The organism is Tunturiibacter empetritectus, from assembly GCF_014201375.1.
Taxonomy (GTDB): Bacteria; Acidobacteriota; Terriglobia; order Terriglobales; family Acidobacteriaceae; genus Edaphobacter; species Edaphobacter lichenicola_D.
This window is the reverse complement of the sequence record NZ_JACHDZ010000003.1, coordinates 448,130-473,741: the sequence shown is the minus strand read 5'-3', so window position 1 is coordinate 473,741 and position 25,612 is coordinate 448,130. Positions and strand designations below refer to the sequence as shown.

The window sequence follows — 25,612 nt, the reverse complement described above, 5'->3', positions numbered from 1 at the left end:
ACTCTCCTATGCCGTCAATTCTTCCCGACAAACCCGCCGCTCCCGCGTCTTCGAAGACCGACCAGCCGGATCTGCCGCCGAAGCCGATCGAGGACGTCGCGCCCGTCGTTCGCGAATACGGCCTGTCGGCGCAGATCATCGCCCTGGCCCGCTACATGGCCCGCACAGAGGTCCATACCTACGCCTTCAGCGTAGCCGCCAACGTGATCCTCTCGCTCTTCCCCTTCATCGTGCTGCTGTTAACCCTCTGCCGCAGCGTCTTTCACTCGCGCTCGATGGAGGCCATCGTCGGCGACATGATGAAGAATCTCCTTCCCGTCGGCCAGGACTTCGTCATGCGCAACATGCAGCTGCTGGCCCACCCCCACAAGGGAACGCAGCTCTTTTCGCTGGTCATGTTGCTCATCACCTCCACTGGCGTCTTTCTTCCGCTCGAGGTTGCGCTGAACAGGGTTTGGGGAGTTCGCCAGAATCGAAGCTACCTCCACAATCAGGCCGTATCCCTTGGGCTGGCCTTTGCGGTCGGCTTCCTCGCGATGGCCTCGGTCGCCTCCACGGCGAGCCAGCAGACCATCCTGGCCTGGGTCTTCTTCGGCCATACAGAAAACGTCGTCTTTCACTTTGTCTCTTTCGGTTTCCTCAAGCTCTGCGCAGGGCTTGCGAGCATCCTGATGTTCTTTCTAATCTATTGGGTATTGCCTTACAGAAAAATACCCGCTCGAGCGGTTCTGCCTACGGCCATCGTCATCGGCCTGCTCTGGCAGATGGCGAAGTACCTCTATATCAAGGCTCTCCCCTGGCTTGATTTTCAGTCCGTATACGGTCCATTTTATATTTCAGTAGGGTTGATGATGTGGGCGTTTCTCTCCGGCCTGCTCTTGCTGGCAGGAGCACATTTTTCAGCAACAAGACATACCCTAAAGCTGGCACGGCAGGCGGAACTGGAGGCGGCAAACGATGCAAGACCCGAATAGCCCTACCGGGCCGCGCGTTCTTAGCCTGCTGAGAGAACGGCTGCCGACAGGTCTTGCCGGCGCCGCAGCGTGGCTTGGACTGTGGTTCTGCGTGCTATTCGTCCGTCGCTGGATCCCAGGCGGATTCGGGACGTTTCTGGGAGTGCTGCAGTTCTTTGTCGGTATCGCGCTGGTCTCGGTAGTCATCCCCCTCATCTGGCAGCTGGTGCGAAAGCATCTGCTCTGGAGCCTTCGCAACAAACTGGTGCTCACCTATCTCCTCATCGGTCTCGCACCGGTTGTCCTGTTCCTCACCCTGGTTGCTGTGCTGGCCTATGTCGCCGCAGGACAGTTCGCCATCCACCTCACCGACTCCCGGCTACAGGCCGAGTTAGTCCAGATGAGAAACGAGAGTGGCCACCGCGCCGACCTGACCACTGCGCTCGTCGCCGAACGCCCCAAGGATTCGGCGGAGCAGATTCGCGATCAGATCGAGATCATCGAGCGGGCCGGAGAGGTAGCTCGTCTCGATATGCCCCGCATGAGGCTGCATCGCGAGATACGCGCCTTTATGAACGGCGCTCAACTCGACCTCGGCCCAAAATATCGCGGGAAAGCTCCGTTCGGTCTCCCCCCCTGGGCGACGGAGCTGCAGGGTGGTGGGTTTTCAGGACTGGTTCTTGACGGTCGGGACCTTTACCTTGTCGCCCTTCACCAGAAAAAGTGGGACGACGGACGCATCTTCACCCTGATGTCGAGCCTGCCGGTCGACAGCGCCTTTCTGAAGCTGGCCTCAGAGGGCCTGGGACAGGCAAGCTTGCTGCCCCAGCGTGCCGGAAGAGCGGCCAATGAGATCGGCAAGGAGAATCCCGGCGCCACCAACGCACCTGCTCAACAATCGAATCAGAAGGTGAGATTCGCAGTCGGGACAGACGGCATCAACAGCGGATCGAACTGGATCGTTGGGGGTACGGAGCCGCCGGCCGTCAACTTCGCTGACGCACGCGTAAGCTTCACCTCGACCGAACCGATTACGGAATGGGACACCGGAGAGCGAGACAACATTCTCATTGCCGTCTCGTCGCGGCCGTCTCTGCTCTACAACCAGTTGTTCGGCTCCTCGCTCGGCGGTATTGTCACCAGCGTTCTGCGCATCGCCATCACCCTGCTCTGCGTGGTCTTCGCGCTCATTGAGCTTCTGGCGCTGTGGATGGCAATCGGTCTCAGCCGTTCCATCACCTCCTCGGTGGCCGATCTCTATACCGCAACAGAGCACATCGAGGATGGGGATCTAAACTACCGCATCGGGGTAAAAAGTAACGATCAGCTGGCCGAACTAAGCCGATCCTTCAACACCATGTCAGGATCACTGAAGCGCCTCCTTGAAGAACAGAAGGAGAAAGAGCGCCTGCAGAACGAGATCTCGATCGCGCAGGAGGTGCAGGCCAACCTCTTCCCACTGCACGCGCAGGGACTCGCAACGCTCGATCTGCATGGAGTCTGTCGCCCTGCACGCTCGGTCAGCGGCGACTACTACGACTTCCTCGTCTTCCACGAAGAAGCCCATGCCGGCATGGTGGACCGCCGCGAGACCGGAGTCGGCATCGCCATCGGCGACATCAGCGGCAAGGGAATCTCCGCGGCGCTGCTCATGGCAACTCTCCACTCCGCCGTTCGGGCCTATCGCTTCGCCAGCGAGGAGCTCGTCTACAGCGAGTCCAGTGTGGCCGGGCTCATGGCCAGCAGGGAAGGCCGTGGCGGAGACTGCGACGAGCTATTCCAATCGCCGGGACGCATCCTCTCGCTCCTCAATCGGCACCTCTACCGCAGCACGCAGCCGGAGAAGTACGCAACCCTGTTTCTCGCTCACTACGACGTCGCCACCGCCATGATGACCTACTCCAACGCCGGTCAGCTTCCGCCTCTGGTCCTCGGCCGCGACGGTCACATTCGCCGGCTCGACAAGGGAGGTACTGTGGTGGGGCTCATGGACGGGATGCAATACGAGGAAGATCGCTTTCACATGAAGCCGGGAGACATCATGGTCGCCTACTCCGACGGCGTGACGGAGCCGGAGAACGACTTCGGCGAGTTTGGCGAAGAGCGGATGATGGAGGTCGTTGCACGCTACCGGGATCAGCCGCTGCACGTTATCTCCGGCCAGGTGATGCTGGCGCTCGACGCCTGGATCGGCGCCGAAGAGCAACCCGACGACATCACCCTGGTACTGGCCCGCAAGACCTGAAAGACGCTGTCCTGCCGGACGGGCGCCCTGCGCGGGCAGCGGTCACTTCGTGACATGTATACCGCTTCGCCTGGCGCTCCCGTTGGTCGCGAGGAAGATGATTCCGACCAACGGGAGGATCACGCGAAGCTTTAAAAAGGCGTGCGAACGCCCGCCCTCCTGAAATCTTTTAGAAGCACCCAAAAAATAAAGTTGAGAAACGTGGCGTATTTTTCAGCGACGAAAAACACGATGTCAGAACACCATCTCCACCACGCATTTCACCACGCTCACACCATCAAAAAACCACGATCAAACACGCATTTTTTCCAAAACACTCCTCAAAAACCCACGAAAACGACAGAAATCCAGCCGACCACCACGCCAAACTTTTTTCTCGAAGTTTCTATTTTCCCTGGATCGCTTTAATCGCAATCGAGTTGGGAGAGATTCCAGCGGGAAGAATGGTAAAGAGCGCCGGTCCCTGCTTTCCCGCCGTCCGAATCACCGCAACATCGCCTGAATGCGTATCTGCCGCCAGCAAAATGTGCTCATCCTCCGAAAACGCCAGCGCACCCGGCCCCGAACCCGTGCGAACACTACCAGCCAGCTTGCCATCATCGATGCTGTAAAGCCCAATAGAATCAGCCCCCTGATTCGCCACCCACAGCATGCTGTTGTCACGGCTCACAATCCCGCGAACCGGCCTGTTTCCAATCGCGTAAGTTCCCCCAACCTCATTGGTCCAAGTAGCAATCTCGGAGAAGCTGTCCGAGTCAAAATTCGAAACGAAGATCTCCCCGCCATCCGGCTTCATTGCAAGATGAACAGGGGTCTTCCCGACATCAAGCAAGGCCAGCATATGGTCCGTTGTAAGAGATGGATTTTGTTTTGCAGCCCACGATCCAGGCGCTGCCGCAAGACCAACCGCCATCACCTGATGCCCCGCGGAGCAGGCCACGAATGCCTTCGAGGAGTCGGGCAAAATGACAGTGTCCGCCGCGCCCGGACAGCCGGAAGATGTCGAACGAAGATGTATGGCCGATCCAGACGACGGCTTGGCGGAGTCGTAGGGAATCACATCGAAGAGAGACACGCTGCCGCTGCCATGATTCGTGACTACAAGGGTGCGGCCATCAGGCGAGAGGTGCGCCTGGACGGGTTGCTCGCCGGCACCCGCGACGGAGACTTCGCGTCGATGATCGAGATCAACGATACTGACGCTGTTGGAACCGTAGTTGGCGACGTAGGCCCTGTGTCCAGTGGGGTCGACAGCGATGAAGTACGGTTGGCGGTGGACCGAAATAGCCGCAACGACACGATTCGCCTCGGCGTCGATCACGGAGATGGTACCGGACTGAGCGTTGGCGACGTAGATCTCATTTCGAGCCGGATTGACAGCCAGATTGGTTGGGTTCGCGCCGACCTGGAGCGTGCGATCCTGACGCAGATAGACGAGATCCAGCACCGTGACTGTATTCGATCCCCCGTTGCTGATGTAGGCGTACTCTCGATAGCCGGCTGGAACGTCGGGGAAGCTGCTCCTGCGGCAACCTGAGAGGCTGAGGAGCCCAAACGCTGCGAGCATGGCGAAACGAAAGGAAGAAAGGTGGGACGTGGGCACTGTTCGGAGTCTATCGAGGTGTTCCAAGGGCGGCAAGGGGAAGTGCGATAGGCGAAGAGTTTTTCACTATTCCCCGAAACTTCTGGATGCCATCTGGTGTTTAGGTTGGCGATGCTGATTTATCGAAGGACGATTGACAGCATCACGTGCAATTCCTACTCGGACAACGAAGCTGTGGTCCCCCGCGGCTTCGTTGATTTTTAGCGGCGGCCATCCCGCACATGAACCCAGTTCCAGACGGTCCATGCGAAGTATCCTCCCTGAATAACCCACACAGCCACGTAGGCGAAGAGCAGGTGCCGGTGAGGCATAGTGCTCAGATCGAAGAACGAACGCCAGGTCATTGCGGAATCTCCAAAGAAGCTTCGATGGCCTGCAGGGCGGCTTCCTGTTCGGCTAGTTGACGGCGGCGCTCGAGGGCGAAACGGAAGAGAACGATGCAGATACCCCACAAGGTCCAGCCCGCCAGATTCCAATAGAAGGCGGGAAGCATGGAGGGATCGATACCTGAGTCAGGCCCGCCTCCGAAGACTGGCGCAGGATGTTGGGTGCGCCACCAGCGAATGGACATGTAGACGATGGGAACATCGACTGCGGCAAAGACCGAGAGAACCGCGGCGAGAGTATGGGTCTGGCCGGTAGAGGAGAAGCGGCGCAGCATGAGGTAGCTGACATAGAGCAGCCACAGGAGCAGCATGCTGGTAAGGCGTGGGTCCCAGGTCCACCAGATGCCCCAGGTAGCGCGTCCCCAAAGCATACCGGTGAGCAGGCAGATGCTGGAGTAGACGACGGTTACTTCTGCAGTGGAAAGCGCGAGGGCATCCGCGGTGAGGGCCTTCAGCGGGTCTCGACGTCGCCAGTAGAGATAGAAGAGTGAGGCAACGAAGTTGATGTAGGGAAAGATCAGACTCAACATCGCGATAGGGACGTGGTAGTAGAAGATGCGCCCGACGTTGCCCTGCGCTGCGTCCGTGGGAACTAGGAAGATGGCCTGACGGAAGCCGACGGCGAGCACAGCGACGCTGATTCCAAACCAGAGCCAGGCGACGCTGCGGAGAGTGGGGGTACGCTGCTCCATGGATCTAGTTTATCGCGAATAGGTCGAAGCGGCTCACAATCCATCGTGAACCGCTTCGACGTGTCTGCAGCAAACCCATTGCAGAGACTCAAACGCCTCGATAGAAGACTCTGCCCTCAGAGCTTACCCGCAGAAGATCTTCCAAAACTCGATTCTGCGATACCCTGATATCTCAAACCCACACCGAGGCCCACGACTTGACTCGTCTCCGCACCGTACCCTGCCTGCTCCCTCTCGCCGCCCTCACCCTGGCCCAGTCTCCCACCCCTCAGGTCTTCGGCTACCGCAACTTCGCCCAGCAGGCAAAGTGGGACAAAGTCTTCATGGCCGTACCCGACGCCGCACTCGCCGGCCAGCACCTCAAGACCCTCACCGCCGCCCCCCACTGGGCCAGCTCGCCAGAGGACTACGCCACCGCCGTCTACGTCGCCGACAAGTTCAAAGCCGCCGGCCTAGAAACCCAGATCGTCCCCTACAAAGTCCTCCTCACCAAACCCGTCAAAATCGTCATCGAAGCCTTCGACGCCGACGGCAAAAAGCTCATGTCCGGCCCCACGCCCGAGCATGTCGACCCCAACAAATTCGGCGGCGACCCCTTCCAGGACGACCCCCGCATCCTCCCCGCCTTCAACGGCTCCTCCCCATCAGGCGACGTCACCGCCGAGGTCATCTACGCCAACTACGGCACCCTCGCCGACTTCCAGCAACTCGCCAAACTAGGCATCAGCGTCAAAGGCAAGATCGTCCTCGTCCGCTACGGCGAAAACTTTCGCGGCATCAAGACCTACATCGCCCAGCAATACGGAGCCGTCGGCGTCCTCATCTACTCCGACCCCGCCGACGACGGCTACTTCCGCGGCGACATCTACCCCCGCGGTCCCTACCGCCCCGAGACCGCCGTCCAGCGCGGCTCCATCCAGTTCCTCCCCATCTACCCCGGCGACCCCACCACCCCCGGCGTAGCCTCCACCCCTGAGCTCCCCGACTCCAAACGCATCCCCGTCGACAAGCTCGAGAACAACCAGCCCAGCATCCCCACCAACCCCCTCTCATACCACGACGCCGCCCCTATCCTCAAAGCCCTCGGCGGAGCCGAATCCCCCCGCGACTGGCAGGGCGCACTCCCCTTCACCTATCATCTCGGAGCAACCGGAACTCTCGGAACAAACGGAACCCACACCGCTCCTCCCAAAATCACCGTCCACATGCACCTCGAGCAGGACATCGCACTCCGCACCATCTGGGACGTCATCGGCACCATCGACGGAACCGACCCCGCCCAAAAAGAAGACTGGGTCGTGGCCGGCAACCACCGCGACGCCTGGGTCTACGGCGCAGTCGACCCCAACTCCGGCACCGCCGCCATGCTCGAAACCGTTCACGGCCTCGGCGAGCTCCTCAAACAAGGCTGGAAGCCGCAACGCCGCATCGTCATCTGCAGCTGGGACGCCGAAGAAGAAGGACTCATCGGCTCTACCGAATGGGCCGAGCAGCATGAGACCCACCTCGCCCACGCCGTAGCCTACTTCAACACCGACGTAGGCGTAGCCGGCCCCAACTTCGACGCCGCCGCCGTCCCCTCGCTCAAACAGTTCGTCCGCGAAGTCACCAAAGAGGTCGCCAGCCCCAAGGGGGGCACCGTCTACGAACAGTGGAAGGCCGACCAGGCCACGGCCCCCACCCGCCGCAGCCACAAGCCCGTTGACTCCACCGACAGCGACGTCCACATCGGCACCCTAGGCTCCGGCTCCGACTACACCCCCTTCATCCAGCACCTCGGCGTCCCCTCCACCGACATCGGCTCCGAGGGCCCCTACGGCGTCTATCACTCCGTCTTCGACAACTACAACTGGTTCACCAAATTCGCCGACCCCACCTTCGTCTACGAGCAGCAGCAGGCCCGCGTCTTCGGCCTCGAGATCCTCCACATGGCCGACGCCGACGTCCTCCCCTACGACTACCAGCTCTACGGCAAAGAGATCGTAGGCTACCTCGAGGCTGCGCAGAAACAAGCCACCACCAAAAACCTGACTCTCGACTTCTCCGCCGCCCAGGCCGCAGCCAACCGCTTCGCCGCCGCCGGCACAGCCATCCGCGCCACCCAGTCCGCGCCACCAGCGAACCCCGCCGCGCTCAACCAGTCCCTGCGCGAAGCCGAAGGTGCTCTCCTCAACCCCGAAGGCCTGCCCAAGCGCTTCTGGTACAAACACACCATCTACGCTCCAGGTGAGTTCACCGGCTATGCCGCCGTCGTCATCCCCGGCGTCACTGAGGGCATCGAGGCGCCGGACGCTCCCAGAGCCCAGTCCCAGTTAGCCGCTCTGGCCGCAGCCCTCAACCGCTCCGCCGCCATCCTGGAAGCTGCCAACAAAGAAGCCACCAAATAACCATCAACTCACCACAAACCACCATTCCAAGCACCACAATCAGCCATCACCCCAAAGCTGGCAAACATTACCCTCCGACCAACGGGAGGACCACGCGAAGCGGTACACAAGTCACGAAGTGACCGCCGCCCGCGCAGGACGCCCGTCCGGCAGGACATGAGCATTACAAAAATAAAACCATCCCCCAAAAGGTGCATCTGTCGTTGCCGAGGTGGGATATCCCCATTTGGTCACCTGCCGCATGATTACTCTCAAGACGGTCAAAGCCGCCCAAAGGAGACTCCCCAATGGTCCATGATCTGGTTTTAGCTTTGGTATTTCTCGCAATGATTATTGCTCCTGCACTTCTTGCCATGCGATCCGATAAACAGGAGAAAGATATTCTCTAGACTCACCCCTGTGCTGCCGCCCTACGGTGTAAGTTGTTGCCAGCCCACACCAACCCGCATCCTCCACCGCATCGCGGGCATGGCCTTCAACTTCAGCGCTGACCAATTCGAGCCGTCCTTCGAGTCCAGCTCTGAGCTACCCCGTGCAGCCCCGCAGCCCAGCCCCACTCGCCCCCGACGCAACAGACTCCCAGCCAACGCTCAGAGCCAACCCAAACCAAACTCCTCCCCAAAGAGATAGGCCGCCTCCCAAACCAAGGACGCGGCCTTCTTCTATAAACAATCAATAACCCTTGTCATTCTGAGCAACGCGAAGAATCCCCGCATTTGCATTTGCTGTTGCCCTCGCCGCTCACACTCCCCGCAACCGCCGAAAGCTACCCCCGCAGAGCCATCTGCTCGGTAACAATCTGCGTCAGGTCCTGTTTATGCAGCCCATGCTCCTTCGCATTGAACTCGTCCACCTTGCTCGACCAGTTCATGCTGCAGAACTTCGGTCCGCACATGCTGCAGAACGCCGCTTCCTTGTAGTAATCATCCGGCAGCGTCTCATCGTGCATCCCCCGCGCCGTCTCCGGGTCAAGCGACAACGCAAACTGCTTATCCCAATCGAACGTGTACCGGGCATGCGAGATAGCATCATCCCGATCCCTCGCCCCCGGCCGATGCCGCGCCACATCCGCCGCATGCGCCGCAATCTTGTAAGCTATAATCCCGTCCTTCACATCCTTCTCATTCGGCAGCCCCAAATGCTCCTTCGGAGTCACATAGCAGAGCATCGCCGCACCATGCCACCCAATCATCGCCGCGCCAATCGCCGATGTAATGTGGTCATACCCCGGAGCAATATCAGTCACCAGCGGCCCCAGCACATAGAACGGAGCCCCATCGCACAGCTCAACCTCTTTATCCACCTGCAGCTTGATCTGGTCCATCGGAATATGCCCCGGCCCCTCGATCATCACCTGCACATCGCTCTTCCACGCCTGCCGTGTCAACTCGCCCAGCGTCTTCAACTCCGCAAACTGAGCCTCATCGCTTGCATCCGCCAGACACCCAGGCCGCAGCCCGTCGCCCAGCGAATAGCTCACGTCATACTTCGCCATCACCTTCGTGATCCGGTCAAAATTCTCGTACAAAAAGTTCTGCTTATGATTCGAAGTCATCCACTGCGCGAGAATCGCCCCCCCACGGCTCACAATCCCCGTAATCCGCTTCGCCACCAACGGCACATACTCAATCAGCACACCCGCATGAATCGTAAAGTAATCCACACCTTGCTGCGCCTGCTCCTCAATCACCTCAAGGTACAGATCAATATTCAGATCCTCCACCCTCTTCACCCGGCTCAGCGCCTCATACAGCGGCACCGTCCCGATCGGCACCGGCGAATGCCGCAGAATCTGCTCTCGAATCATCGGAATATCCCCACCCGTCGACAGATCCATCACCGTATCCGCGCCAAAGTGCACCGCCGTATGCAGCTTCCTCAACTCCTCATCCACATTCGACACCAGCGCCGAGTTCCCGATATTCGCATTGATCTTGCACAGCGACTCCACCCCAATCGCCATCGGCTCCAGCTCCACGTGATTGATGTTCGCAGGGATGATCATCGTTCCCTTCGCCACCTCGCTCCGCACCAGCTCCGCCGCAATCTTCTCCCGCTGCGCAACATAAGCCATCTCTTCGGTAATCAGGCCCTTTCGCGCAAAGTGCATCTGGCTCATATTCGTGTCGCCAGTCCGCGCCGCCTCGGCCTTACGCTTCACAATCCACTCCGCTCGCCCCGTCGGCACCTTGTAGTCGTTGCCGTGCGAGTGCGCCCCATTGCCATTGCCGTTTGCCCCGTTCCCGTTTTCGCTCATGTCTCTCCCCTGCCCGTTCTGCCGTGTTACGAGTAAGTAGCCGTGTTATCGAGTAAGTATACGATGCACGCATCTCCGCTGACGCTTCCCGCAATGTTTGCAGCGGTCAGTCTCCGACTAGCCGACAACACACTAGCTATCGTTGAAGCTCAGTTAGGGTGACCGGAGACCCGAGCCAATTTCCGAAGAGCGGTTTTCAAAACACACCATCTCCTTTAGTCAACTGAAGTAACCAACAAGACCGGATCGGAATTGGTGTACGCGCTAAATGCGCCTCAGTGGCCCGACCAAACGAGACCCGGCCTCCTTAGGTAAACTTGCAGAATTCGGCTCCAGGTACCCGGGAAATCAAACGCAGTAACAGCGGAGCACGGAGAAGGAGGCTGAGATGGAGGCTGCGGTTTTGAAGCGTCTACCACCCGAATCGGCCGAAACGCTTCCTCGCCAAGCAAACAGTTTTAGACCCCGAGTGAGCGGAATCGGTTTCCTTATCGTGCTCTACTTGATTGCGTCTACCTTGGCTACGGCACAGAATACGCCCGGCGGAACGCCACCCGTCCCTGACGCACAACAGTGCTCCGCTTTGGCTGAACTGAACCTTGAAAACGCTCCCGGAGGTCCAGCTCTCATTACCTCGGCACGCCTCGTCGAGGTTCCCGCAAGCGGCCTGAAGGAGTGGATACTCAATCCCAGCGGATATGGGAGCAGTGCTTCTCACATTGCGAGCCGGATCCATCTGTACTGCGACATTACCGGCTACGTTGCGCCACAAAACAAGTTCGACTTGAAGCTGCCGCTGCCCGGCGATTGGAACCAAAAGTTCTTCTTTTATGCGTGCGGAGGCTTCTGCGGTAACGTTTTGTCGGACGCCTGCAATCTCGGTCTCGCGCGGGGCTATGCCTCGGTCACAGGAAATGGCGGCCACGACAGCGCTTTGGGGTTTGACGGCGTTTGGGCCGCAAACGCCCCGGAATTACAAGAGGACTTCGGTTGGCGCAGCAATCACGTCGTCACCCTCATTGCGAAATCCATCACCACGCGCTACTACGGCAGGCCTATCAAGTATTCCTACATGAGCGGCAACTCCAAAGGCGGCCAAGCCGTTCTACTGGAAGCGCAAAGGTTTCCGGACGACTTCGACGGATTGATGCCCAGTGCACCCGTCTACGATTACACCGGACGCAACACGATCGCTGCAGCTTGGTTTGCGCAAGCCGTCAGCGACGGTCATGGCGGCTCTGTGCTAAACGCCGAAGCCGCTCAAGCGGTGCACAAATCCGTGCTGGAGCACTGTGGGGCACAGGCTGGCGTCGAAGAAGCGCTCGTCACCGATCCGACCTCCTGCAACTGGCAGCCCGAGATGATTGCGTGCGCCTCCGCGAGCGCCGCCCCTGATTGCCTGAATGCAAAGCAGGTCGCCGCAATCAAGCGCCTGATGTCCCCAGCGACGAATACCAAGGGCGAAGTGCTCTGGGCTTATCCGTATATCCCGGGAACTGAGACGCAGTGGGAGGGTTGGAACTACTTTGGCACTCCAAGTCCCGGCTATCCGCCGCGTTTTGCCAACATGGAACTGCCTGGTGAGTACCTAAGATATTTTGTGGACGAGAAGACAAGAAAAAACGTCGATGCTCTCAACTTCGATTTTGATCACGATCCCGCCACTCTCGCCCGGGCGCGAAGAATCTACGACGCAACCTCTGTCGACCTGCGCGCCTTTAAAGCGCGAGGCGGCAAGATTGTCATGTGGCATGGTTGGGCCGATGGAGCCATTCCAGCGACATCTTCGATAGGCTACTACGAAGGGGTCACCAAACTGATGGGAGGGCGCAAACAGACCGAAGACTTCTTTCGGCTGTTTCTCATCCCTGGGGTGCATCACGGCCGCGGAGGTCCGGGGTTCACCGAGTTCGACACCTTAACCGCATTGGAGACCTGGGTCGAGAAGGGAGAGGCGCCTGAAGAGCTGATCGCGCGACGATCAAGCAATCTCGTGATGGAACGCTCGCGACCTGTCTTTCCATACCCGGTTTTGGCCCGTTATTCCGGGAAAGGCGATCCGAAGCAGGCCGAGAGTTTCGTACCCGTCGATCCTTCCGGACATTAGTTTTTTCTCGATGGATATGGGCCGCAATAGTGGAGGCGACCACTATGCCCGAATCACGGGCTACCGGAGACTGACCCACTCCATAATTTGTGACGCGTTCCGCTCACCGATGCCGCGACTTCCCCACCCCAGCAGGAATAAGCCGAAATCCACAGCCAACCCTCTTCACAACCTCGCATCCTACCCAGCAGAACGAGTAGGACCGTGAGCACCCCGGCTTGAACGTTCGCCGCTCTCACCAAAAAATCACACAGCCCCAAACGGCTCAATCTGAGCCGGCGAGAAATCTCGCGAAAATCCCAAGGAGAACTCCCCATGAAGCTATTTTCCGAAAACATCGAAGACCTCCGCACCCTCTACATCGCCAACCTCAAGAAGGCGCTCGACATGGAGCAGAAGATCACCAAAGCCCTCCCCACCATGATCGAGAAGTCCACCGACCCGCAACTTGCCACCGCCTTCCGCAATCACCTCACCGAAACCCAGGGCCATGTAGCCAAAGTGGAAAGCATCCTCCGAGACGCCACCAACGGCAACGCCGACACCTCAACCTGCAAGGCCATCTCCGCCCTCATCACCGAAGCCGAAGACAACATCAAAGATGCAGCCGACGCCAGCATCCGCGACATCACCCTCATCGCATCCGCCCAGCAGGTAGAGCATCACGAGATCGCTGTCTACGGCACCCTCCGCACCTGGGCCGAACTCCTCGGCGACGACGACTCAGCCGACCTCCTCGACAGCATCCTTGACGAAGAGAAGAACGCCGACGAACTCCTCTCCACCATCTCCGACAGCGTCAACACCACCGCCGCCGAAACCAAAACCGTAACCGCCACCAGCGTCTAAGCGCTTTCTAAAACGAAGCGGAGATCCTAAGCGAAGCGGAGATCCCACAATATCTCTGCTTCGCTCTCTCACTCCCGTCAAATCAAATCCAGCTCCCAAGTCTGTCCCACCAGATCTTTCCCGAAGCTATGGTGCGGCTCCTCCTTCAGCAGCCTGAACCCAGCCTTCTCATAGATTTGATGCGCGCCAGTAAGAATGCTTTGCGTCCACAAAACTACCTTCTTATACCCCGCACCCCGCGCAAAACGAACGCACTCGCTCACCAGCGCATCTCCCAACCCCATACCTCGCGCACTTGGCTCAACAAACAGCAATCGCAGCTTCGCCGTCTCTGCTTCCGTCGGATGCTTCACCAGAAACACATGCCCCACACTTTTGCCATCCACCTCAGCAATCCAGCAGCGCTCTTGCTCAGGGTCGAAGTTCATGAGGAACTCACTCACGATCTGCGCCACCAACGCCTCAAACGTCTCATCCCATCCATACTGCTCGGCATATCCGAGACCCTCTCGATAGACAATCCACCCCATGTCTCCCACTCGATGCGGACGCAAAACATAAGGCACAGAGCCGCTATCCTTCTTCACGATCTCTCCACCTGCCACCATCCTCAACGACTCCTGGATCTTATTTTTTCACACCCGCACACGCCGTATAAGTTGAGGGGTTTAAGGATTCAGCGTGTCATTCTGTGCAAATCCCTTCTCAAGCTCACGCCGTGTTTCAGGAGTATCTTCGAGCACACCGCATCGGTCGAGTTTGATTGACGAATCTTTCGTTAGGATGTCGTGCTTTTCATCGTTCCCAACGGGAAACACGATGAACCGTCTTCCGGGAATCAACCCTTGGCCTTCCTCAGGCGGGATGTTTCCATTCCCGTAGGGATAGGCACGTACGACAGCGCCAGACAGCCAGGGAGCAGGCTCCTTGAGAGAACTGACAACCCGGACCTTTGCCATCCTGGGATCGAACTTCTGGTCATCGGCAGTCGTCGGGAGAACTTCGACGGCTAAAGCATAGCGGACGTCCCGCGAGTGCGCCCAAACAGGAATCTTGCTGCAGGGAGGCGGGATTGGCATCACATAGCTCGATGCGGGCCTTGAAGGTGGTATCGGCACAGTGGGGCTGGATTGGTATTCGTCGTAGAGGTGCCACTCTTTGGATGCAGGCAATAGATCTTCAATGTGTGCACACGCGATCAACTGAGTAAAGCAGGAAAAGTTATACGACGTCAGACGCTCGATCTCGGCTGGTGGAGTGTGGGTGGAATAGTAGACAATCTCAACTTGGCAGTTGATCTCACAGCCACCCGGCCTCCACACTTTGTAGTACAGGTGTTTGGCGAGCTCGTCTTCAGAACCCAGAAAACCAAAACTGAACGGGTCTTCTATCGTCCGATGAAGTCGCTGGCGACTGGCGGCACTGATAGAGAGACTCCAGGGCCAATCGTTATCCCTTCGGATCCTCCTGGTGGGGACGGTGACGCCGATCCCGCTGCCTGTTCTCCAGATGGTACCGTCATGGACGGTGAAGGAAGCATAGACTACTGCGTCGCGGCCACCGAGCCATTCATAGAGATTGAGTCGGTCGTGCGCGGAAAACCATTCCACCCAGACGCGGCGGGGAGCATCGGGGTTTTGATATCTGATGGTGCCCATGCCGATTGCGTATTGGCAACTTGCAGCCGTGCAACTGCCATCGTAGTGGCCCCACGCTCCCCAGCGATTCATCAGGCGCTGCGCATCCGCCCACGTGCTTTGGTAGAGGCGAATCTGATGCATATCTGCGGATAGCCGCTCGGCTCGCCAGCGCGATATTAGCAGCTGAATCTGCACTGCCAGAAAAGTGAGCAGCACCAAAGACAGAACCACCCAACCTGCAAAGCGGACCAGACGCACAGCCCACATTCTAAAGCTCATATCAGGTTAGACACCGAGGACAGTGGAACTGCCTCAGGGTCGTCGACTCAAAACGGTACGTTATACGTTAGTAGTAATCTCGCGAAAATCGAACGAATCATCCTCGGCTGAAAATCTTGTCAACCCCCAAAGTCACTAAAACCCGCGTCCAGCACGGCTTTTGTCGTGGCGTATTACCTGCGCCGATCGTCTAAAATAGAAGTAGGGAATCAAAACGCAGAGCACCAAAACAAAGAAAGTAGATCGTTGTCCGTAACAGCAACAAAACAAGTATTTTAGGCACAAGCCATTTGGATGGAATAGCTTACAGACACACCCCCTCCGTAACCTGTTCATTTCAATAAACTTCCGCCCAAAATACCCCAAGGGGGGGAGGGGGTACCCCCCAACCGGTTGACTACCCAAATCGAACCCGCGAACGTAGACTGAAAGACGAAGAACATGGCAAACTCACCCCATAAGAGTCCGGTCAAATTCATCGTGGCCACACTGATCATTGTGGCCACCATCGCCTATCTCTCCTTTACCGGCGGCCGCGACAACAAGAGCTACTACGTCACCATCGGCGAGCTGCAGGGCATGGGGAACAAAGCCTACGTTCGCCACCTCCGCGTAGCCGGCAACGTAGCCCCCGGCAGCATTCATCGCGTAGGCACCAGCGCCACCTTCGACCTCCTCGAACAAGGCCGCAAACTCTCGGTCGTCTACCAAGGCTCCGAGCCGCCGCCCGATACCTTCAAGGATGACGCCCAGGCACTCGCCGTCGGCACCTACGGCCACGACGGCGTCTTCCACGCCACCCAGCTCCAGGCCAAATGCGCCTCCAAGTACGCCCCGGCACCCGCCTCTGCAACCCCGGCCACCACCGCCGCCGCAGCCCTTCCCGCTACCCGCTAACCGCCGCGCACGAAAAAATATGACGCAGACGGCAGAGACAACCCGCAGCACTCCGACCTCCTCCGCTGCCAACGCGGACTGCATCTCGCTCGACGGCGTCTCCAAGATCTATGGCACCTTCGCCGCCCTCCGCAACGTAACCACCAGCTTCTGCACCGGCTCCTCGACTGTCATTCTCGGCGAAAACGGAGCGGGCAAATCCACCCTCCTCCGCATCATCGCCGGCCTCATCACCCCCACGCGCGGCCGCGTCACCGTCTTCTCCGGCCATCCCCACCTCGAACGCCGCCGCATCGCCTACATGAGCCACTCGCCCATGCTCTACGACGAGCTCACCGCCATCGAGAACCTCAACTACTTCTCCTCGCTCCATCGCGAAGGAGGCTGCGCCTGCGTCGGCAATCCAGAGATGGCCCTCCGCGCCGTCGGCCTCGACCCCAAGCTCAACCGCCCCGTAGGACAATACTCCCAGGGCATGCGCCAACGCACCTCGCTAGCCCGCGTCCTCCAGACCGACCCCGAGATCCTCCTCCTCGACGAGCCCTTCTCCAACCTCGACGCCGCCTCCGCCTGCCACATGGTCGAGCTCCTCGCCGACTTCCGCACCTGGCCCGTCGCTCCGGTCAACGGAGTAGCCGGTGCCCGCACCATCCTCCTCACCACCCACCAGTCCGTCCTGGCCGAACCCCTCGCCGACCGCACCCTCACCATGCGCAACGGCCAGATCATCGACGCCCCGGACTCCCACCCCGAGGCCGCTGGGTGAAGACGCCCGCTCCAGCCAAGACCAACGCCGCCCGCCTCCTCGACACCCTGGGCATCCCCTACGAACTCCGCCCCTACGAGGTCGATCCCGACGACCTCACCGCCATCTCCGTCGCCCGCAAGATAGGTCTCCCCCCCGAGCAGGTCTTCAAAACCCTCCTCGCCCACACCAACACCGGCGCCGGCGGCCCAAAAGGGATAGACCACGTCTTCGCGGTCATCCCCGGCGACGCCGAACTCGACCTCAAAAAACTAGCCCACGCCGCCGGAGCAAAAAAAGCCGAACTAGCCTCCCTCAAAGAGGTCGAGCCGCTCACCGGCTACATCCGCGGCGGAGTCACCGTCATGGGAGCCAAAAAGCCCTTCCCAGCCTTCGCCGACGAGACCATCGAGCTCTTCGACCAGATCTCCATCTCCGCCGGCCAGCGAGGCCTCCAGCTCCTCCTCGCTCCCGCCGACTACCTCCGCGCCGCCAAAGCAACCCTCGCCGACCTCACCAAAGGCCACGCGCCGGCATGAAGTACCTCCAGCACGTCCTCGACCACCTCCGCAAAGACCTCCGCCTCGAGTGGCGCTCCCGCGACTCCATCAACGGGATGCTCTTCTTCTCCCTCCTGGTCGTCGTAGTCTTCGGCCTGGCCTTCGATCCCACCAGCTACCCCACCATGGCCCGCCAGATCTCCGGCGGAATCCTCTGGGTAGCCCTCCTCTTCGCCTCCATCACCGCCCTCAACCAGTCCTGGACCCGGGAGCAGCGCAACAACGTACTAGAAGCCCAGCGAATGGCCCCCTCCCCCGCCTCCGCCCTCTTCCTCGGCAAAGCCCTCGCCAACATGCTCTTCGTCCTGGCCGTCGAGGCGGTCCTGGCCCCCATCTTCATCGTATTTTTCAACCTCCACGCCCTCGGCAACGTCTGGCTCCTCGCTCTCATATTGCCGCTAGGAACCTGGGCGCTAGTCGTCAACGGCACCTTCTTCGCTGCCCTCGGACTTCGCGCCCGCAACCGCGAACTGCTTCTCCCGCTCCTCCTCCTCCCAATCTCCCTCCCCGCCCTCCTGGCAATGGTCCAGGCCACCACCGGCGTGCTCACCGCAGACCTCGACTCCATCCAGATCAACACCTGGATCAAGCAGCTCCTCGGCTACGACATCATCTTCACCACGGTCTGCATTCTGCTCTTCGAAACCGTCCTCAACGCCGAATGACCGTGGTCCTTTTTCGCGAGAAGGCTATACGGGTTGAGTGCAGAACTTGCAGCGAGTGGCGGGGATGGGGATGTCGCCGAGGCACTGGGGGCAGGGCTTGGTGGCTGGCGGCTCGACCACTGCGGGGTGGAACTTTTTCAGGAGGTACTGGATGGGCAGTACGAGGAAGAAGTAAACGACGCTGGCGATAAGGAGGAAGTTGATGATGGCGGTGAGAAAGTCGCCGTACTTGATTACGCCCCCGTTGACGTGAGCAACCAGATACCCAAAGTCCTGCTTGCCGATGATGGCTCCCAGCAAAGGACTGATGATCTTTTCAGTCAGCGAGGTGACGATGGCTGTAAACGCGGCTCCGATGATGACGGCGACAGCAAGATCAATGACGTTGCCACGCAGAATGAAATCGCGGAATCCTTTGAACATAAGGTCATTCTCCTAAGGTTGGATCGTGCCTGGAACCGTTGCTCTCTGCTTGTTCCGGTGCGGCGAGTATAACGCAGGAAATTTTAAAGGCTACAGGGTAGTTGAGGTGTGAAACATGCGGCGGGCCATTGGGAGAAGGCTTGCTATTGGGAGGAGGCTATCCAGCGGGCGTAGGGGTAGAGGAGGAAGAAGAGGATCATGCAGAGGGCCATGAGGTCCATGTAGATGCAGAGGATGACACCCGCATGATAGAAGCTCCAGCGGCGCTGCATGCAACGGACGGTGTCGGCGGTGCCGGCGACGGCGGAGAGGACGGGAAGGATCAGCAAGGGGGTGGCGCGATTGTGGGGGAAGTCGGAGAGAAGCAGCGAGACGGCGAGGCTGAGGAGGACGAGGAGGCTGCCGCGTAGAAGAGAATGGACACGCGGATTGAAGAGGGGATGTTTCACGCGGGGTGTGTCTGTTAAGGATACGGATGTGATGGGTTTCGTGCCAGTTCGGGAGAGGAGAGGCGTGGCGTGCCTACGAAGCGTTCAACTTTGTTTGATGCAGGTAAAGCTGATTACAACGATGGCGGGAGATCGTTGTGCGGAGTTGGTTGTGGTGGGTTACTGGGTGTGTCCAGGTAAGTGAACACACCCAGATGAGATTGCCGGGTTCATCCGCGGGCGATTTCAGTTTTGAGATTCCTAGACCGCGGTGAGTTCGGGTTCGGCCTGCTTCGCCATCGTCTGGATGGAGTTGTTGTAGGGGGCGGTGAGGACGCCGCGCTCGGTGATGATGGCGGTGACGTATTTGGCGGGGGTCACATCGAAGGCTGGGTTCTCGATGGCTACGCCGTGGGGGGTCATCTGCTTGCCGTTGGAGTGGGTGACCTCGCGGGCGTCGCGCTGCTCGATGGGGATGTTGTCGCCGTGTGCTGTGGCGAGGTCGAGGGTGGACCAGGGGGCGGCGACGTAGAAGGGGATGTTGTGCTCTTTGGCGAGGATGGCTACGCCGTAGGTGCCGATCTTGTTGGCGACGTCGCCGTTGGCGGCGATGCGGTCCGCACCTACGATGACGGCCTGGATGCGGCCCTGTCGCATGAGCGAGGCGGCCATGTTGTCGCAGAGGACGGTGGTGGGGATGTTGTCCTTCATGAGCTCCCATGCGGTGAGGCGGGCGCCCTGGAGGAAGGGACGGGTCTCGTCGGCGAAGACGTCGATCTTGTGGCCGCGCTCGATTGCCGCGCGGATGACGCCGAGGGCTGAGCCGTAGCCGCAGGTGGCGAGAGCGCCGGCGTTGCAGTGGGTGAGGACGGTGCCCTCTTTGGGGAGGAGCGATGCGCCGTGCGCGCCCATCTGTTTGCAGGCGGCGATGTCCTCGTCATACATGCGGCGGGCTTTCGCTACGACTGCGGTTTTAATGTCGGGGATGGGGGTGTCTTTGGAGGCTAGTTCGATGTAGAGATTGCGGATCTCGTCGATGCCCCAGAAAAGGTTGACGGCGGTGGGGCGAGTCTCGGCGAGGGTCTTGGCGATGACGGCGACCTCTTCGGTGAGGGCGGGGAGGGTGGTCGCGGAGCTGCGGTCGATGCCGATGGCCATGCCCATGGCGGCAGAGACGCCGATGGCTGGGGCGCCGCGGACGATCATGTCGCGGATGACGGTGGCGACCTGGTTGTAGTCGGTGGCGAGGACATAGGTCTCCTCGAGGGGGAGCTTGGTCTGGTCGAGGAAGTTAACGCCGGTTGGGAGCCATTCGAGGGTAGGGATCATGTTCCTTCTAGTTTATCGCGAATGGCTTGAATGGGGGCGGATGTGGGGGCCGTAGGCGTTTCGGGGGGCGTAGAAGCGCTGGCAGCAGCAGGTGCAGCGAACGGGGCGTAGAGCCAGGTAGTGGAAGAACCAGTCCCAGCCGCGGCGGTGAGAGCGATGCAGGGATTCGGTGTTGCAGTGGGGGCAAAATCTTCCGTCGGAGAACTTCGGCTTTGAGAACATGGAGGCTTTATCGGCGGGGAGGTTGCGAGTGTTAGGTTCTTGAGAGTTGTTTCTCTGCCGTGAGGCTTTTGGTGCGGATTCTCGTCCAAAATGGGAATGATGCGACGGAGTTTTGTTGTGAGGGAGGTCCTCGTGAGAAAAGATGCGCTGACGAATGTTCTTCTGCTTGTGATTGCGATGGCGTTGGTTGCGAACGCTGCGAGGCCGTATGTGTCTCCTCCACCGGTTGCGGCTGAATCGGCGGCGGCTCATGCGCTCTATATCGAGCCGGGAGTGCAGAATCTGCGGTATCCGGATGGGACGGGGCAGGTGTACGGGAAGGTTGTGGTGGATCTGCGGACAGGGAAGATCTGGGGTTTTCCTACGGGGACCGTTGATCCTTATCCTTCTTATCCGCTGGATAGCAAGCCGGCGGTTTCGCGTCCGTTTGCGCTGGGGCGGTATGCGCTTGAGGATTTGGATAAATGATCTGGGCTGTTGGGTTAAGGACGGCAACAGCAGATTCCTTCCTCCATTCGACTACGCTCAGGGTGCGGAATCACAACAAAAAACAGGCAACGGCAAAAGCTAAATACGGGGATCCTTCGACTGCGTTGCTCGCAAAGTGCCGCGAGCAACTTCGCTCAGGATAACGACTTTGAGAGTGATGGATGGCTAACGGGTGGTGATGGTGGTGGGGGTCTCGTTGGCTTTGAGGTAGTTGCCGTAGCCTACGACGATGGTGGAGCTGACGAGGAGGAAGAGGCCTGTGGCTACGAGGGTTCTGGTGCGGCGGCTGGTGCCTCGCCACTCTTTGAGGAAGAGTCCCCAGAGGGTGGCGAAGATGATGATGCTGGCCATGTGGAGGGTCCAGCTGGAGAAGTCGTACTTGCCCATCTTGGTCTGGCCCATCGAGTAAAAGAAAAACTGGAAGTACCAGATGACGCCGGCGAGCGAAGCGAAGATGTAGTTCTGGACGAGAGTTTTTGGGGCGAGGTGGTCGTAGGTGGAGGGGTCGAGGGGGTCGAAGTCGACCAGGGTTTGACCGGAGGCGTGGGTGGCGCGCATGGGGTTGAGGCCGGGTTGGCCTGTGAACTGTTTGATGGAGCCGTTTTTGAGGATGAGAATGGCCGACCAGACGAAGTTGGTGAGGAAGCCTCCCCACAAGACAACTATCAGAACGGGAAGGTTCTGAAAGAGGTCTAGCTTGTTGTGGGCGAGGAGTTCGGTTTTGGCGAGGGCTCCGATGGGGGCGCCGGCTTTGAGGCCGAAGGCGAAGAAGGAGCTCATGATGCCGGCGAAGATGGCTACGGCTAGTCCTTTGCCGAAGTTGTAGTCGGTCTCTCCGGCTTCGGCTTTTTCTTCAGGGGTGACTTCGCGCTCTTTGGAGAGGCCGGCGGCTCCGTTGACGGCTACGGCGACGAGGCAGAGGAGGACGCCGGCGAGGATGATCTGGCCGGAGGTTTCGTGCAGGATGACGTGAATGGAGCCATCGTAGATGGGCGGGATGAGGGTGCCGAAGGCGGTGCAGAGGCCGAGAGCGATGGCGTATCCGAGGGCGATGCCGAGGTAGCGGATGGCGAGGCCGAAGGTGAGGCCGCCTGCTCCCCAGAGGATGCCCCAGAAGATGGCGTAGTGGATGCTGGATGCAGGCGCGGCGTGGAGGATGCCGAAGAGGTTGGGGACGAGGAGGCCAGCGAGGACGACTGGGGCGATGATCCACGCGGCGAAGCCCTGGATGAGCCAGTAGATCTCCCACGACCAGCGCTTGATGCCGCGGAAGGGGATGAAGTTGGTGGCGGAGGCGAAACCGCCGATCCAGTGATAGATGACGCCGATGAAAGGATTGGGTCCCACGTAGCCTCGTTCTGATCGATGATGGTGGTGCCTGGGTTGGAGCGGGTACTATCGTACCTGACGCGAGTTGCGTTAGGGAAATATACTCTCTATTGAATTGTTTTGAGATCGTGCGTCGCTGGAGGTTGGTCTGCGAGTTTCACTGTTCATTACCTGCTATAACGACACGCTGTTTCCTGAGACCGGCAAGGCAGTGGTGCGGGTGCTGGAGCGGCTGGGGCATACGGTGGAGTTTCCTCGAGGGCAAACTTGCTGCGGGCAGATGCACTATAACACCGGCTACCAGGCGGAGGCGATGCCGCTGCTGGAGCGGTTTGTGGCGCAGTTTCGCGGGGCGGAGGCTGTGGTGGTGCCGTCGTCGTCGTGTGTGGCGATGATGCGGGATCACTATCCGAAGATGGCTGTGGCGATCGGACGGGCGGAGTTGATTGCGGAGGTGGATGCTCTGCTGCCGCGGGTGTTTGAGTTCTCGGAGTTTCTGACGAAGCGGCTGGGGCTAGAGGATGTGGGGGCGTATTATCCGCATCGGGTGACGTATCACGCTAGTTGCCATGGGCTGAGGAATCTGCTGCTGGGCGATGGACCGATGCGGCTGTTGAAGGCGGTGCGGGGGATCGATCTGGTGGAGCTGCAGGGGCTGGAGCAGTGCTGCGGATTTGGCGGGACGTTTGCCGTGAAGAATGCGGATGTTTCGAGCGCGATGCTGGCGGAGAAGACGACGGCGGTTTTGAATACGAAGGCGGAGGCTTGCACGGCTTGCGATAACTCCTGCCTGATGCATATTCAGGGGGCGTTGCATCGGCAGAGGACGGGCGTGAAGACGGTGCATCTGGCGGAGATTCTGGCGGGGGAAGACGGGGTGGGGCGATGAGTCGAGGTGGGTTGGATCCGAAGACGGCGCCGACGTTTCCGATGGCGGCGAAGGCGATGTTGGGAGATGCGCAACTGCGGAAGAATGTGCGTCATGCTACGGACGTGATTCAGGGAAAACGTGCTCGCGTGGTGGGCGAGATGCCGGACTGGCAGGAGCTGCGAGAGGCAGGGAAGCAGATTCGCCGGCACACGATGGAGTATCTGGATTTTTATCTTGAGGAGTTTGAGGCGAACTGTACGCGCGCGGGTGGGGTGGTGCACTGGGCTCGGGATGCGGAGGAGGCGCGACGGATTGTTGTCGAGCTGGTGAAGGCTTCGGGGTCGGACGAGGTAATCAAGATCAAGTCGATGACGACGGAGGAGATTCAACTGAACCCTGCGCTGGAAGCTGCGGGGATTCATCCGTATGAGACCGATCTTGCGGAGTTGATTATTCAGCTGGGAGAGGATCGGCCGTCGCATATTGTGGTGCCGGCGCTGCATAAGAACAGGCAGGAGATACGCGAAATCTTTCAGCGTGAGATGAATCTGCCGGAGTTGGGAGATCGGCCACAGGATCTGGCTGATGCGGCGCGGATGTTTTTACGGGAGAAGTTTCTGCGGGTGAAGACGGCGGTGAGTGGGGCGAACTTTTTGATTGCGGAGACAGGTGGGGTTTGCGTTGTGGAGAGTGAGGGCAATGGACGGATGTGCCTGACACTGCCGGAGACGCTGATCACGATTGCAGGGATCGATAAGGTGCTGCCGCGATTTCAGGACCTGGAGGTGATGCTGCAGTTACTGCCGCGGTCGGCTACCGGGGAGCGGATGAATCCGTATAACTCGATCTGGACTGGGGTGGATGCTGCTTCTGCTGACGATGGTCTTCGAGATGGTCCGGGGGTGTTTCATGTGGTGCTGATGGATAATGCGCGGACGGAGATTCTGGCAGATGAAGAGGGGCGGCAGACGCTGAACTGTATTCGCTGCGGGGCTTGCCAGAATGCGTGCCCGGTGTATCGGCAGACGGGGGGACATGCGTATGGGAGCGTGTATGCGGGGCCGATCGGGGCGATTCTGACGCCGCAGCTGCAGGAGATGCATCATGCGCAGTCGCTGCCATATGCGTCCTCGTTGTGCGGGGCTTGCTATGAGGTTTGCCCGGTGAAGATCAATATTCCGGAGGTGCTGATACATCTGCGCAACAAGGTGGTGAAGCAGAATACGGCTGGGGTCGCGGGTCTGTTTGATGTGGAGGCCGGGGCGATGAAGGCGATGGCAATGATCTTTCGGAGCGAGCGGAGATTCAGGGCGACGCAGCGGCTGGGGCGCATGGCTGAGAGGCCGCTGGTGCGGAAGGATGAACGAGGCCAAGGGTGGATCGGGTGGCTGCCGGGGCTGCTGGGCGGGTGGACCCAGGCGAGGGATCTCGAGGAGATGCCGAAGGAGACGTTTCGGGACTGGTGGGAGAGGCGGGGGAGAGATGGAAACTGATATGGTTACAAATTCGCGGGCTGAAGTGTTGCGCAGGGTGAGGGCGGCTACGGGTGGAACGTCCGATGGTGCTGCGGCGTGGATTGGGTGGAATGGGATTGCGCGGGAGTATCGACGGAAGGGGACTCGGGAGCGCAAGAAGGTGCTGGCGCTGCTGGAGGATCGTTTGCGGGACTATGATGGGCGGGTGGTTCGGGTTACGAGTGAGGGCGTAGGGCAGAGTGTGGCGGAGATACTGGCTGAGCGGGGCGTTCGGCGGATGGTGGTGCCGGTCGGCTTGCCGGTTGGGTGGCTGCCGGTTTCGTGGATGCCACCTTCGGCGGGCGGGGTGGAGTTTGTGGTGGATGAAGGATTGTCTTCGCATGAGTTGGATGGTGTCGATGGGGTGATGACGGGGGCGACGCTGGCGATTGCGGAGACGGGGACGTTCGTACTGCAGAGTGTGGCGGGGCAGGGAAGACGGGCGACGACGCTGGTGCCGGATTATCACCTGTGTGTGGTAAAGGCGGAGGATGTGGTGGAGACGGTGCCGGAGGCCATGGAGCGGCTGCAGGAGATGGCTGGCCTTGCGACTACGTTTGTTTCGGGGCCGTCTGCGACGGCGGATATCGAGATGACACGGATCAAGGGGGTGCATGGGCCACGATTTCTGGATGTGATTCTGATTGTTTGAAGCGTGGAAAAAATCTTTTGACAAACGACAGCAAAAAGGAGCAGTCTGCCTATGTTTCAATAGAGAGTATATTTCTATTTCGTAATATCT

23 protein-coding genes are annotated in these 25,612 nt (G+C 59.5%); 13 read left to right on the top strand and 10 right to left on the bottom strand.

Going from position 1 to position 25,612, the window contains the following annotated elements; all coding sequences use genetic code 11:
- Positions 1-8: 8 nt before the first annotated feature.
- Entirely contained in the window at positions 9-974 is a 966-nt protein-coding gene (locus tag HDF10_RS11125) for a YihY/virulence factor BrkB family protein (protein ID WP_183813312.1), read from the top strand.
- A complete protein-coding gene (locus HDF10_RS11120) occupies positions 958-3,198 on the top strand; it encodes a PP2C family protein-serine/threonine phosphatase (RefSeq protein ID WP_183813310.1) in 2,241 nt (746 codons plus the stop codon). Before HDF10_RS11125 ends, HDF10_RS11120 begins: the two co-directional genes overlap by 17 nt.
- Positions 3,199-3,583: 385 nt before the next feature.
- Here HDF10_RS11120 and HDF10_RS11115 read toward each other — a convergent pair whose 3' ends face one another.
- From HDF10_RS11115 to ccsA, 3 genes are all read right to left on the bottom strand, one after another.
- Positions 3,584-4,801, bottom strand: coding sequence for a beta-propeller fold lactonase family protein (locus HDF10_RS11115; RefSeq protein WP_311732735.1), 1,218 nt, complete (start codon positions 4,799-4,801; stop codon positions 3,584-3,586).
- A 200-nt stretch (positions 4,802-5,001) separates the two neighbouring features.
- A complete protein-coding gene (locus HDF10_RS11110) occupies positions 5,002-5,145 on the bottom strand; it encodes a hypothetical protein (protein WP_183813308.1) in 144 nt (47 codons plus the stop codon).
- On the bottom strand, positions 5,142-5,879 hold the full coding sequence (ccsA, locus tag HDF10_RS11105; protein ID WP_183813306.1) for a cytochrome c biogenesis protein CcsA: 738 nt from the start codon (positions 5,877-5,879) through the stop codon (positions 5,142-5,144). Before ccsA ends, HDF10_RS11110 begins: the two co-directional genes overlap by 4 nt.
- 197 nt (positions 5,880-6,076) lie before the next feature.
- Here ccsA and HDF10_RS11100 point away from each other — a divergent pair, with 197 nt between their 5' ends.
- On the top strand, positions 6,077-8,266 hold the full coding sequence (locus HDF10_RS11100) for a M28 family metallopeptidase (RefSeq protein WP_183813304.1): 2,190 nt from the start codon (positions 6,077-6,079) through the stop codon (positions 8,264-8,266).
- 766 nt (positions 8,267-9,032) lie between these two features.
- On the opposite strand, the gene thiC is transcribed toward HDF10_RS11100, so the two are convergent.
- A complete protein-coding gene (thiC, locus tag HDF10_RS11095; RefSeq protein ID WP_183813302.1) occupies positions 9,033-10,523 on the bottom strand; it encodes a phosphomethylpyrimidine synthase ThiC in 1,491 nt (496 codons plus the stop codon).
- A 469-nt stretch (positions 10,524-10,992) separates the two neighbouring features.
- Between thiC and HDF10_RS11090 the strand changes: the two genes are divergently transcribed.
- Both HDF10_RS11090 and HDF10_RS11085 read left to right on the top strand, forming a co-directional pair.
- Positions 10,993-12,630: a tannase/feruloyl esterase family alpha/beta hydrolase gene (locus HDF10_RS11090; RefSeq protein WP_183813300.1), complete on the top strand. Its 1,638-nt coding sequence runs from the start codon at positions 10,993-10,995 to the stop codon at positions 12,628-12,630.
- Between the two features lie 315 nt (positions 12,631-12,945).
- Entirely contained in the window at positions 12,946-13,479 is a 534-nt protein-coding gene (locus tag HDF10_RS11085; protein WP_183813297.1) for a YciE/YciF ferroxidase family protein, read from the top strand.
- Between the two features lie 77 nt (positions 13,480-13,556).
- Here the strand turns inward: HDF10_RS11085 and HDF10_RS11080 are convergent, their stop codons facing one another.
- The gene (locus tag HDF10_RS11080; RefSeq protein ID WP_260177812.1) at positions 13,557-14,087 is read right to left on the bottom strand and encodes a GNAT family N-acetyltransferase; all 531 of its coding nucleotides are present in this window, start codon (positions 14,085-14,087) and stop codon (positions 13,557-13,559) included.
- A gap of 60 nt (positions 14,088-14,147) precedes the next feature.
- Positions 14,148-15,386, bottom strand: a complete 1,239-nt coding sequence (locus HDF10_RS11075) for a hypothetical protein (protein ID WP_183813295.1) — start codon at positions 15,384-15,386, stop codon at positions 14,148-14,150.
- Between the two features lie 453 nt (positions 15,387-15,839).
- On the opposite strand from HDF10_RS11075, the gene HDF10_RS11070 reads away from it, so the two are divergent.
- Genes HDF10_RS11070 through HDF10_RS11055 form a run of 4 tightly spaced genes read left to right on the top strand, consistent with a single transcriptional unit; the run spans position 15,840 to position 18,265 of the window.
- Positions 15,840-16,295 (top strand): cytochrome c maturation protein CcmE, encoded by a 456-nt coding sequence (locus HDF10_RS11070; protein ID WP_183813293.1) that lies wholly within the window; start codon positions 15,840-15,842, stop codon positions 16,293-16,295.
- Positions 16,296-16,314: 19 nt separating this feature from the next.
- The gene (locus HDF10_RS11065; protein WP_183813291.1) at positions 16,315-17,061 is read left to right on the top strand and encodes an ABC transporter ATP-binding protein; all 747 of its coding nucleotides are present in this window, start codon (positions 16,315-16,317) and stop codon (positions 17,059-17,061) included.
- Entirely contained in the window at positions 17,058-17,579 is a 522-nt protein-coding gene (ybaK, locus tag HDF10_RS11060) for a Cys-tRNA(Pro) deacylase (protein WP_183813289.1), read from the top strand. Before HDF10_RS11065 ends, ybaK begins: the two co-directional genes overlap by 4 nt.
- Entirely contained in the window at positions 17,576-18,265 is a 690-nt protein-coding gene (locus tag HDF10_RS11055; RefSeq protein ID WP_183762575.1) for a heme exporter protein CcmB, read from the top strand. Before ybaK ends, HDF10_RS11055 begins: the two co-directional genes overlap by 4 nt.
- 24 nt (positions 18,266-18,289) lie before the next feature.
- Here HDF10_RS11055 and mscL read toward each other — a convergent pair whose 3' ends face one another.
- From mscL to mtnA, 3 genes are all read right to left on the bottom strand, one after another.
- A complete protein-coding gene (mscL, locus tag HDF10_RS11050; RefSeq protein WP_183813287.1) occupies positions 18,290-18,688 on the bottom strand; it encodes a large conductance mechanosensitive channel protein MscL in 399 nt (132 codons plus the stop codon).
- A gap of 143 nt (positions 18,689-18,831) precedes the next feature.
- Complete coding sequence (locus tag HDF10_RS11045) at positions 18,832-19,137, bottom strand: permease (RefSeq protein WP_183813285.1); 306 nt, start codon at positions 19,135-19,137, stop codon at positions 18,832-18,834.
- Between the two features lie 240 nt (positions 19,138-19,377).
- Complete coding sequence (mtnA, locus tag HDF10_RS11040) at positions 19,378-20,445, bottom strand: S-methyl-5-thioribose-1-phosphate isomerase (protein WP_183813283.1); 1,068 nt, start codon at positions 20,443-20,445, stop codon at positions 19,378-19,380.
- 354 nt (positions 20,446-20,799) lie between these two features.
- Between mtnA and HDF10_RS11035 the strand changes: the two genes are divergently transcribed.
- The gene (locus tag HDF10_RS11035; protein ID WP_183813281.1) at positions 20,800-21,135 is read left to right on the top strand and encodes a hypothetical protein; all 336 of its coding nucleotides are present in this window, start codon (positions 20,800-20,802) and stop codon (positions 21,133-21,135) included.
- A gap of 186 nt (positions 21,136-21,321) precedes the next feature.
- Here the strand turns inward: HDF10_RS11035 and HDF10_RS11030 are convergent, their stop codons facing one another.
- Positions 21,322-22,503, bottom strand: coding sequence for an L-rhamnose/proton symporter RhaT (locus tag HDF10_RS11030; RefSeq protein ID WP_183813279.1), 1,182 nt, complete (start codon positions 22,501-22,503; stop codon positions 21,322-21,324).
- 130 nt (positions 22,504-22,633) lie between these two features.
- On the opposite strand from HDF10_RS11030, the gene HDF10_RS11025 reads away from it, so the two are divergent.
- From HDF10_RS11025 to HDF10_RS11015, 3 genes are read left to right on the top strand one after another with little or no spacing between them, the layout of a single operon-like run.
- Positions 22,634-23,374: a (Fe-S)-binding protein gene (locus HDF10_RS11025; protein ID WP_183813706.1), complete on the top strand. Its 741-nt coding sequence runs from the start codon at positions 22,634-22,636 to the stop codon at positions 23,372-23,374.
- On the top strand, positions 23,371-24,849 hold the full coding sequence (locus HDF10_RS11020; RefSeq protein WP_183813277.1) for a LutB/LldF family L-lactate oxidation iron-sulfur protein: 1,479 nt from the start codon (positions 23,371-23,373) through the stop codon (positions 24,847-24,849). Before HDF10_RS11025 ends, HDF10_RS11020 begins: the two co-directional genes overlap by 4 nt.
- Before the next feature lies 1 nt (position 24,850).
- On the top strand, positions 24,851-25,522 hold the full coding sequence (locus HDF10_RS11015; RefSeq protein ID WP_260177811.1) for a LutC/YkgG family protein: 672 nt from the start codon (positions 24,851-24,853) through the stop codon (positions 25,520-25,522).
- Positions 25,523-25,612: the final 90 nt, after the last annotated feature.